The organism is Sporomusa acidovorans (assembly GCF_900101845.1).
GTDB lineage: Bacteria > Bacillota > Negativicutes > Sporomusales > Sporomusaceae > Sporomusa > Sporomusa acidovorans.
This window is the reverse complement of sequence record NZ_FNAM01000086.1, coordinates 1-10,236: the sequence shown is the minus strand read 5'-3', so window position 1 is coordinate 10,236 and position 10,236 is coordinate 1. Positions and strand designations below refer to the sequence as shown.

Genomic DNA, 10,236 nt, shown 5'->3' with positions numbered 1-10,236 from the left:
CAGTTGCAGCACTCTGGCAAAGGTTAAACGGCTTGGTATACCGTTTTCCAAAGAAAGGATCGTATTAAGCCATTGCTTTCGGCTAACCGCGAAATCATAGATTTCTAGCGCACTATTAGCATTACAGGTTACTGCAAATAAACAGATGAGTAATATGTCCGATAGCTTATGTTTAATCTTCCATGCCTGTCGTGGATCTGACACTTTTTCTAATATCGCAATGAGATTTTCCATCTTCTTCACCTCATTGCCTTATATTTTCTATTTCTCTCTTTTTTCCTCTTTTTTTATAACTTATTTTTCATGAACATCCCCTGATTTTTGAAATTAATTATCTAGAAGATTCGAGAATGATCGATATTTTGCTGAATGATTGTAAGAGGGTTATTATGTATTTTGCCAGAAAAGGACAATAAAACGGCTTACATAAGCATATATTATTTGTATTAAAAGGGACCCCATTTTTCTTGTAAATCTTGTAAATAAGGGATAACATAACTATAATAAAAAGTAATAAGATAAAAATGATATTTACTTGTATTATTTTATATTAGTCCATTTTATAAAAAATAAGCCTGCCGAATATACGGAAAGCGGTTTTCAGCTCTAGTCATTACATAAAGGAGGAAATAAATATATGTTAACTGTGCAAAAACGCCTGGTAAGTTTCTTGCTGCCTCATGCGGAGAACCTAGCAATTAACGATGTGCGCATTGGATTGGGGTACACTGCTGTAAAATTAAATAATGGATGCGGAGGAGTGGCATGGACTCCGAATTCTTCCCCTGCTAGTTGCACCTATTTTAACGGTGCCGGAACGCTTATAGGTCGCCCGGTAAAAGAAATGCTGGCTATGCTCAGTGATGAGGTGTCCTGCTTGGCGCGGGCACTTGGTTTGGCAACGGCAAATGCTTTGCTTGCATTTTTGCCAAAGCCTACAAAATCGCAGGAAGAGGTCATAGCCTCGCTTCATATTACTCAAAAAGATCGCGTAGCTATGGTTGGATATTTCGGGCCAATAGTACCCCGGTTGCGCAAAATCGGATGTCAGCTTGACATCCTGGAATTAAACGATAAACACAGCGACACGCTTCCGTCCGAAAAAGCCGGCGATGTCTTAGGTGCTTGTACTGTAGCCATTATTACGGGAACAACGATTATCAATGGAACATTTGATGAAATCAATGGCAGTTTGGAAACGCCTCGCGCGGCGGTATTATTAGGACCATCGTCACCTTTATGCGGTGACGTATTCCAGGATACAAAAATTACTCATATTGCTGGTTCGCGGGTTCGTGATACTGATGCCGTTTTACGCATTGTCTCGGAAGGTGGCGGAACGATGGTGATGAAGCAATATTTGGATTTCGAGACAGTGTTTACTCAACGATAAGGCCTTTGACAATTTTATTTGGTATGATTCGTAGATGGGCAATAATAGAAAAGGACGCTTTTATTAAGCGTCCTTTTCTTCTTAACTGGGTTGGAATGTATGACAATTGGTTTCAGGACTGCGGCTGGCGGATTGACCGCCGCCGTCAACGTTGACTTCGATGGCAGAGGCGGTGCAGAGGTAACCTTCATTCCAAAACTTGCAATTTTTTACTGAACATTTAACACCTTCCAATGGACGATTCATTATATCACCTCCCGCAATTTAGTGTGAGCAGAACAATTTGTTTCATACATGGCATTACGCTAATAAATGAATAATTAGGATAATTGTTAACACAAATATTGAATGTCAAACTATATTATATTAGAATAACCATATAGTAAAAGTAGTTGGAGGATGTCTGCCGTGAGAGATCAACTAACCCATGAGTTATTTACCTTTTTCAATGGCTTTTCTTCATGGGAAAATTCAGTTATTCGTGCGAGTGATTTAACTGTTTCCGAAGCACACGCTATCGAAGTTCTTGGTGAGCTTGGAAAAATGAACATGAAAACACTTGCGCAAAAATTGGGTGTGACAACAGGTACTACCACAGTAACAGTTGACCGATTGGAAAAAAAAGAATATGCTATTCGGGAACCGGTAAAAGAAGATCGGCGCGTGTATCTTATTTCTTTAACGCTTAAGGGGAAGCAAGCTTACGACGAGCACCATCAATATCATGCAAGCCTGTCGGATCAAATTCTTTCAATCCTTTCTGAAGATGAGGCCACGCAATTCCACAGATTGCTTCAAAAAATAAATGAACAAGTTTTTTAAATCTATATCAAAGGTGAAAAATATGTATGCCAGGATCAAGAAGCCGACAATCACAAGAGCATATTATTGAAAAATGATGATTTCTGTAACATCAATAATTGTTTAAATTATTCTGAAAATATAAACTTTATTTTTTGTATTCCATTTTGTGGCAAATTTAGATATAATTGCATATGTAATTGTTTTTATTGAAGGAGTATGTAGAAAATGTTCTTTAAACAGAAAGCAATCTTAATATGTATTGAAGATTTGCGACAAGAAATGTATAAAGCTATGTCGGCTTATGGGATAGATAGTCTGCAAACGTTGAGTGCAAGTCAAAAACTAGATATTGCCATTAACGAATACTATCGATTAAAAAGAAATGTAGAGTCATTAGAAATAGCTGTATCGTAAGGATCATAGTAACGCCTATTCGTTATTTTGGCGATAGGAAGGATGTCTTATGGATAAGATAGGTTATTCTTGATTTATAGTTGAATTAATGGACACTTGAGGAGGAGTCTGCCGCGAGGACTCTTCTTTTTTATTTTGGTTAAAATATGATAAGGGGGATGAGCCATAATGAGTCCATTACTTAAAATCGATCTGAATCGAATCCGGTATAATGCTGCTCAGGTAAAACAAAAATGTCATAAATTTGGGATATCGGTACTGGGAGTGACAAAGGGGTTCAGTGCTATTCCCCAGATCGTACAAGCCCTGCTGGATGGGGGAGTTGATGGTCTTGCAGATGCCAGAATGGAAAATATTATTGAGCTTAGAAATCAGGGATTTTGCCAACCAATTACTTTATTAAGAATTCCTAGGTTGAGTAACGTGGACAATGTTGTACGTTATGTTGATACGAGTATCAATTCAGAAGTTACTGTCATGGAAGCATTAGGAAACGCTGCAGAAAAAAAAGGATTATTACATGAGATTATTTTAATGGTCGATGTTGGCGACCTTCGTGAAGGTGTACTAAAGGAGCACGTACTTGATACTGCCAAAGAGATTTCTCACCTCAAGGGAATTAAATTTGGAGGGTTGGGCACCAATATGGGATGTTTTGGCGGGGTATTGCCGAGTACTGAAAATTTAGGGTTATTAGTCGAACTTCAGCATACTATAGACAGGCAACTGAACATAAAACTACAAGTTATTTCAGGAGGTGGTACGTCAACGCTGTCTTTAGTGGAAGAGGGCAAGGTACCGGTTGGCATCAATCAATTGCGAATCGGAGAAGGAATATTACTAGGTACAGATACAACCAATCACAGGACAATTCCTTGGCTTTATGCAGATGCCTTTCTTTTAGAAGCTGAAGTTATTGAGCTAAAATCTAAGCCTTCTGTGCCTATCGGTGATATTGGCAGGGACTCTTTTGGTAACATTCCCCAGTTTGTAGATGTAGGTGTCAGGAATAGAGCCATTCTGGCTTTAGGAAAACAAGATGTTTATGTTGAAGGAATAGAGCCATTAGATAAAAATATAAAGATCTTAGGTGCCAGCAGTGATCACTTGATTATTGATGTCACAGATTCACAAAAGCAGATACGCGTGGGGGATGATATTGCCTTTCGTCTTAGTTATTCTGGGCTCTTGTCAGCTAGTCAGTCAAGATATATTAATAAGGCATTTATAGGGGGACCGATATGAACCTGGAATTAGTTCGGGATTTTGACCTGACGCTATTGCAGCGTTTAGTACAACTGGAAACAGAGGCCTTTGGTATTGGCGGGCTAAATGAGTGGCATTTAGTCCCGTTTATTCGGCATGGACGGGTATTTATTACAAGACAGAATCAGGAAGTGGTTGGTTCGATTCAATATATGCTGGACTGGGAAAATCACCGAAAGGCCTATCTTATGGGAGTATCAATTGACAAGCGGCTACGCGGCCAAGAGTTGGGGACAAAGTTTATGAAAAAAAGCCTGCAAATTCTTGCAGGTGAGAATATCGAAGAAGTTGAACTTACAGTGGATCCGAGAAATGCCGCCGCCATTCGAGTTTATGAAAATAAATTAGGATTTACCACAGTTGACGCGCGAAATAATGAATATGGACAGGGAGAAAACAGGCTGGTAATGACAATCTCGTTAAAAGGTTTTCTTGGAAAAAACATATAAAGAAATAAATCAATTCTATTTGCTTACTGATGACTTCCCAGTAGTTTCCTCTTTATATTTACGAACATATGTTTCATAATAAAGATGAACAAATGTTCTGAACAGGGGAGGCTTTTTTTGTCTCGGACTATTTTGCATGTTGATTTAAATAGTTTCTATGCCTCAGTTGAGTGCCTTTATAGGCCGGAGATTCGGGAAAAACCTGTGGCCGTCTGCGGTGATGCTGAAAGACTACTTCTGGGAACAACCAATTCGCAGTGTAGGCGTACGCTGTGCCGATTTGGTAACAGCTAACGGGCACGTTCAAATTGATTTGTTTAATGGCGATAACTTACATGCGGAAATGTTAGAGCGGACCATTGACACTATTCGACGACGGTTTGGACACGATAGTGTCCAGCGTTGTGCCATGTTACTTGACCGGCCGCTAACAGGATTCAATCCCAAAGATGACCATACGATTCATCCGGTATCTTATTTCAAATAAGCAATTATTGACGATTGTTATCCTGACCTTGCGTATCTACAAACGAACTGATACCAGTGGGCTTCTGCGTGAAGCAGGGCGGCTTACTGTAAGGCAGAGGTTTTGTAATGTTTATTTTGCAGCCGGATGTATCCGTATTTTGGAATTTCCTGAACCCGTATTATTTTGAAAAAATGTTTTTATTGCAATTCCTAAAATGGCGACAAGCAAGCTTACAAAGAGACCGGAAAATAACGGAATATTATATTGCGGGTAAAATATATTTCCTAGCAAAGATGCAGCGACACCGGCGATCATTGAGCAAATCGCTGCTTTTTCAGGAAGTTTGCCAGGATAAAGTATTGCTATCGTTAAGGGAATGAAAATGCCAACTCCGCGTAAAGCCATGGATAAGAAATTCCATTCCAGCACCAAAGATTGCATATTGCTGAACACAAAAAGAGCTGATAATGTCGTAATTATCAGTATACATGACCGGTTTATCCATAATAATTTCTTAGCGCCGGTGCAATTAAATAGCTCGTGAATAATATCTCTGGAAATCATTGTACCTATGCCTAGGGCCAGGCCGGCAACCGATCCAATGGACGCCAGCAAAAGTGCGGTTATCGCGGCACCTCCCAGCCAGTCCGGAAGATTATGCAATACATAAGCCGGTAAAGCATTAATCGGCAACATATCAGGATAATGTGCCCGCATGTACATGCCAACCATAATCGATGGAAGACCGATAGGAATTGTTATAAGAGCTGCTACGAGAGAACCGGTAGCGGCAGCCTTTGTATCACGTGCCGCATAGATTGCCTGGGCGTATGTCTGAGTTGAGATAATACCTACCACAAGCGATATTACATTCCCGATATCCAACCAGAAGCCTTCTCCCAGTAAATTAAACCACGGGTCCGACGGAAACGTGGCGGCAAGGCCGTTTATTCCGCCCATGGCCTTGAATGATATGGCTCCGGCGCTTGCTAGTGTGATATAAAGCAGACCCACTTTAAATATTCCCGATAAACCTGTACCATTGATTCCACCAAAAAATACGTAAGCAAGGACAATGGCTATAGTAAAAACAGCCGCCAGCACTTCTGTTATCCCAAAAACTAAAGCTAGCAAGTGAACTGCTGTAAGCATACTCGCTACAATGCTAAAGAATATTCCCAGAGAAGAAATTACACTAATAATAGGACCTACGGCTTTTCCATAGTGAAAAACAAGATATTGTGAAATAGTCTCCAGCCCGGAGCGGCGTAAAGGGCCGGCGTAAAAAAAAGACAGTATCAAAAGTCCAAGACCTGAACCTAATGCAAACCACCAGGCGGATAGCCCTACGCAAAAAGCTAATTGTGCTGTGCCCATTGTTGCGGCACCACCGACAATAGTGCCAATGATAGTGCCGGAAACAATGGTTGCACCCGAAGAATGGCTTCCTATACTAAAGTCGTCCGCAGATTTTACTTTACGGGCAGAATATAAACCAAGTGCTACGACAAATAGCATGGTTATTACTAGACTCAATAACTGTATATAATTTAATTCCACTGCTGATCCCCCCAATTACTTATATGAACATAGCGTATTGACTGATACTATACTTTTCATTACGATTATATCAATAGTAACAATATACTCATAATACTAATATAATTAAAGGACTATACCTTATAAGTATAGGGGGTAATTATGGACATTAAGGATATGAAGTATTTTTTGGCTGTTATCGAAGCGGGAAGCATTAATGCCGCCGCAAAACGGCTGCATATTGCACAACCGCCGCTTAGTCGCCAAATGAAGCAATTAGAGGAAAACTTAGGAATTAAGTTATTTGAAAGAGGCAATCGTAAAGTTAAACTCACGGAAGCCGGCCGGCTTATGCAAGATAGGGCCGAACAGTTTTTAGGACAAATTGAGAATACAATCAGAGAAATGCGGGAATTTGATGCCGGTTCCCGTGGCACGATAGCCATTGGCACGGTAACTTCATCAGGAGCAACAATCCTACCCCGAGTAGTGCGCGTGTTTAGGGATTCGTTTCCGGGAGTCAGGTTTCAATTATGGGAAGGGGAAACGAACCGGATCATAGAGCTTTTAAACAGGGGGGCAATTGAAATCGGGATAGCCCGCTTTTCAATTGACTCGGAATTATACGAATCGATAAAACTGCCCAATGAACCTTTAGTTGCTGCGTTACATATAAATTGCGCTGCCTATGAAAAAAATGACAAAGAATTTATCGAATTCTCAGAGTTAGCCGGTAAGCCTTTGCTGATTCACCGCAAATATGAGGCAATGATTATTGAACATGGCGAACAATACGGATTTACACCGGAATTTGTATGTATGAGTGATGATGTTATGCCGATTCTTGCCTGGGCTGATGCCGACATAGGAATTGCAATAGTTCCCAGGACGGCAATTGGTCTGATTCCCAGTGCTAATCTTGTATATAAAACAATTACGAATCCTTATCTTGAACTTACTTCTAATGTTATTTGGCTGCGGAACCGGTATTTGTCAGCCGCCGCCCATAATTTCTTACAATTATTTACTACATTGAGCTCGAAATCTTTACTGGTAGACAAATAGATGTCTAGCGCTTCTAAACGCCTGGACGGTGCGGTATATTTGATATAGTGAAGCTGGTTCAAAAAAAAAGTTGTAAATAAATGGAATAGAATATATAATGTAGATACAAAATTTTAAGTTATTCATACCAAAAGTAATCGCCGAATTTCATTTACGGAAACGGGGGACCCATTTTAGGGGTGAATCCTGTTCGCGCAGGTAGGGCAATTCTTTCTGTCCGAATCCGTCAGCTAACCTCGTAGGCGTTGAAAGAGAAGGAGTATTGTCCTGCCGGCCAACCGGTCTTGGAAAGTTCCTTCTCAAAGGCTGTTTTATATGAAAGGCTTGGCTGCCTCATACAAGGTAGTAAGCTTTGCTAAATTTCAGTTTAGGGAGGAATTATATTGAAACAAATCAGAATTGGCATTTTTGGTTTTGGGAAGACTGGTAAGGTTGTTGCTCATGAATTTTTGAATGAAAGTCTTTTTACTTTGGCATGGGTAGTGCGTAAGAGTAATCAGGATCATCACAAATACGCCAGCCGCCTGCTAGGGCATGAGTTTGACGCCGGGGAGATTTTTTCGATTGAAGATATTCACAATGGCTTTTTTTTAGAAAGGCCGGTAGATGCCCTGGTAGATTTTTCGGGTTCTACAGGGATTTATTTATATAAAAAGGCAGCGGAGGCGGGAATTCCAATTGTAGCTGCAATTTCAAAATATGAGCAGGAAGAAATTAATTTGATAAAAACTTTTTCAAAATATACCGCCGTACTTCATTCTCCTAACATTACACTGGGGATTAATGTTTTAATGGTGGCGGCTCAAATTCTGCAAAAAATTGCACCTCACGCAGATATTGAGATTGTAGAGGAACATTTTAAAGGGAAAAAGGAAACATCAGGAACAGCGGTAAGGATTGCCAATGTTCTTGGCCTCAATGTAGAGCAACATTTAAATTCAATTCGTGTTGGCGGAATTGTTGGACGTCATGAAATCATCTTTGGAATGCCGAATCAAACAATACGGCTGCTGCATGAAAGCATAAGCAGGGCCGCTTTTGGACAGGGGGCTATTTTTGCCGTTAAATATCTTCTCGGGCAACCTCCGGGACTGTATACTATGGAAACAATCATTGCGGAAATGTTCAGGGAAAATATTCCGGTATATTAAAGCAATAAGTGGCCTTTTATCAGCCTAAGCATTGAAGTTTAGGCGTTTTTTTTTGGGGAGATGGCACCGGTGATACAAAAATGAAAGTAATTTTTGGATAAGGTATGGTAAAATGTAGATATCCAATACGCAATAGTAAGCGAATGGCAATGAAGAAACTAGAACATAAAATAGAAGACGAGGATATTATGGAATTTTGGAAAAGAAATTTACTGGTGTGCTGGTTTGGTGTATTTGCTACATCAACAGGACTTAGTCAACTGGCTCCTATTCTGCCTCTTTATATTGACCAACTTGGTATTCATGAAATGGCAGACATCGAGCAATGGTCTGGCATCATTTATGGTGTTACTTTTATCGTTATGGCAGTCTTTTCCCCGATTTGGGGGCGGGCTTCCGATAAGTATGGGCGCAAACCAATGCTGCTCCGTGCAAGTCTAGGAATGGCAATAGTTATCGCTGGCATGGGTTTTGTGCAAAATGTTTACCAATTGGCGGGGCTGCGCTTCTTACAAGGAACTATTTCCGGCTTTTATTCGGCTTCTATTACATTAATTGCCACCCAAACGCCCAAAGAACGTTCGGGCTGGGCTTTAGGCACACTTTCAACCGGTTCGGTTGCCGGTATGCTGTTGGGGCCGTTATTCGGAGGATATTTGGCAGGAGTAATTGGTATAAGGAATGTTTTTTTTATTATAGGAAGTTTATTATTGATAGGGTTTATGGCCTCGCTCCTGTTCATTCGCGAGGAGTTTGTTGTCTCGGAAAAAACAGCACCAAGCCTTAAAGAAGTTTATCATCTTATTTCTAGACCCCAAATAATGGTAGCCATGTTTATTACCACATTTGTTTTGCAACTGGCCTTAATGTCAATACAGCCGATTATCACTGTCTATGTTACTCAATTATCGAAAAATACAACCCATGTCGCGTTTGTTTCCGGTATGGTTTTTGCCGCTTCCGGACTGGCGAGCATACTAGCCGCGCCGCGTCTGGGGAAACTTTCAGACCAAATCGGACCCCAAAAGGTAATGCTGGGGGCACTTCTGGCGGCAGGACTTTTGTTTATACCGCAGGCTTTTGTACAAGATTACTGGCAGCTAATGGGACTTAGATTTTTGCTCGGGATTGCCACTGCCGGACTGTTACCATCCATTAATGCGCTGCTTGCGCAAATCACTCCGGATGAAATTACAGGCCGGGTTTTTGGGTACAATCAATCGGCTCAGTTCTTAGGTTCGTTTGGTGGTGCGGTATTGGGAGGGGAAACCGCGGCGGCGTTTGGAATTCAATATGTATTCTTTTTTACGAGTACTTTATTGTTAATAAATGCATTGTGGGTTTATAAAAAGGTATATGTGATTGTACTGCGAAAAGTTAATTTATGACCTTGTTATCACTGTTGCTGTAAATTTTAAATCGGCTACAGCCACATCTTTTCCTATTACGTATATATGTCGCTGCATCTCCAAGCTACTTACCCCTAAAATTAATGATCTAATTATTACTCGTCTGTTAAAAGGACAGACTAACCCCTTGAGGTGGTGTTGTAGGAAATGACGTAGCTACCTGCTTGATTGTTTCCTTGGTTTTTCTGGCTAGATAGGTAATGAATTGCTGGAAATTATGCCCGATTATTTTGAGACCAACTACAGCGCTGACCTTATGCTTACCACGAACTGCTAG

General features: G+C 40.6%; 13 protein-coding genes and 1 riboswitch. Of the genes, 10 read left to right on the top strand and 3 right to left on the bottom strand.

From position 1 onward, the window contains the following. Window positions 1-234, bottom strand: a 234-nt coding sequence (locus BLR65_RS28015) for a transposase family protein (protein ID WP_143122686.1), incomplete at its 3' end; no start/stop codon positions are given. 403 nt (window positions 235-637) lie between these two features. Between BLR65_RS28015 and BLR65_RS28010 the strand changes: the two genes are divergently transcribed. Next, window positions 638-1,393, top strand: coding sequence for a DUF364 domain-containing protein (locus tag BLR65_RS28010; RefSeq protein ID WP_093798012.1), 756 nt, complete (start codon window positions 638-640; stop codon window positions 1,391-1,393). An 81-nt stretch (window positions 1,394-1,474) separates the two neighbouring features. Here BLR65_RS28010 and BLR65_RS28005 read toward each other — a convergent pair whose 3' ends face one another. Beyond that, entirely contained in the window at window positions 1,475-1,639 is a 165-nt protein-coding gene (locus tag BLR65_RS28005) for a DUF1540 domain-containing protein (protein WP_093798010.1), read from the bottom strand. Window positions 1,640-1,801: 162 nt separating this feature from the next. On the opposite strand from BLR65_RS28005, the gene BLR65_RS28000 reads away from it, so the two are divergent. From BLR65_RS28000 to BLR65_RS29310, 6 genes are all read left to right on the top strand, one after another. Continuing rightward, window positions 1,802-2,215 carry a MarR family winged helix-turn-helix transcriptional regulator gene (locus BLR65_RS28000; protein ID WP_373657695.1) on the top strand — a complete coding sequence of 138 codons (414 nt, stop codon included), beginning with the start codon at window positions 1,802-1,804 and terminating at the stop codon, window positions 2,213-2,215. A 207-nt stretch (window positions 2,216-2,422) separates the two neighbouring features. Further along, complete coding sequence (locus tag BLR65_RS27995) at window positions 2,423-2,611, top strand: aspartyl-phosphate phosphatase Spo0E family protein (protein WP_093798006.1); 189 nt, start codon at window positions 2,423-2,425, stop codon at window positions 2,609-2,611. Between the two features lie 168 nt (window positions 2,612-2,779). Continuing rightward, window positions 2,780-3,856: an alanine/ornithine racemase family PLP-dependent enzyme gene (locus BLR65_RS27990; RefSeq protein WP_093798004.1), complete on the top strand. Its 1,077-nt coding sequence runs from the start codon at window positions 2,780-2,782 to the stop codon at window positions 3,854-3,856. Then, window positions 3,853-4,326 (top strand): GNAT family N-acetyltransferase, encoded by a 474-nt coding sequence (locus BLR65_RS27985; protein ID WP_093798002.1) that lies wholly within the window; start codon window positions 3,853-3,855, stop codon window positions 4,324-4,326. Before BLR65_RS27990 ends, BLR65_RS27985 begins: the two co-directional genes overlap by 4 nt. A gap of 84 nt (window positions 4,327-4,410) precedes the next feature. After that, window positions 4,411-4,620, top strand: a complete 210-nt coding sequence (locus BLR65_RS27980) for a Y-family DNA polymerase (RefSeq protein ID WP_245693100.1) — start codon at window positions 4,411-4,413, stop codon at window positions 4,618-4,620. Further along, window positions 4,547-4,813 carry a hypothetical protein gene (locus tag BLR65_RS29310; RefSeq protein ID WP_176772825.1) on the top strand — a complete coding sequence of 89 codons (267 nt, stop codon included), beginning with the start codon at window positions 4,547-4,549 and terminating at the stop codon, window positions 4,811-4,813. Before BLR65_RS27980 ends, BLR65_RS29310 begins: the two co-directional genes overlap by 74 nt. A gap of 111 nt (window positions 4,814-4,924) precedes the next feature. Here BLR65_RS29310 and BLR65_RS27975 read toward each other — a convergent pair whose 3' ends face one another. Then, the gene (locus BLR65_RS27975; protein WP_093797998.1) at window positions 4,925-6,355 is read right to left on the bottom strand and encodes a sodium:solute symporter family protein; all 1,431 of its coding nucleotides are present in this window, start codon (window positions 6,353-6,355) and stop codon (window positions 4,925-4,927) included. 141 nt (window positions 6,356-6,496) lie between these two features. On the opposite strand from BLR65_RS27975, the gene BLR65_RS27970 reads away from it, so the two are divergent. The 3 genes from BLR65_RS27970 to BLR65_RS27960 all read left to right on the top strand — a co-directional run bounded on the left by BLR65_RS27970 (window position 6,497) and on the right by BLR65_RS27960 (window position 9,938). Next, on the top strand, window positions 6,497-7,399 hold the full coding sequence (locus BLR65_RS27970) for a LysR family transcriptional regulator (protein ID WP_169716789.1): 903 nt from the start codon (window positions 6,497-6,499) through the stop codon (window positions 7,397-7,399). A gap of 128 nt (window positions 7,400-7,527) precedes the next feature. Then, window positions 7,528-7,658, top strand: a riboswitch (cyclic di-AMP (ydaO/yuaA leader). Between the two features lie 124 nt (window positions 7,659-7,782). Continuing rightward, a complete protein-coding gene (locus BLR65_RS27965; protein ID WP_093797994.1) occupies window positions 7,783-8,550 on the top strand; it encodes a 4-hydroxy-tetrahydrodipicolinate reductase in 768 nt (255 codons plus the stop codon). A gap of 149 nt (window positions 8,551-8,699) precedes the next feature. After that, window positions 8,700-9,938: a multidrug efflux MFS transporter gene (locus tag BLR65_RS27960; protein ID WP_245693099.1), complete on the top strand. Its 1,239-nt coding sequence runs from the start codon at window positions 8,700-8,702 to the stop codon at window positions 9,936-9,938. Window positions 9,939-10,236 lie beyond the last annotated feature (298 nt).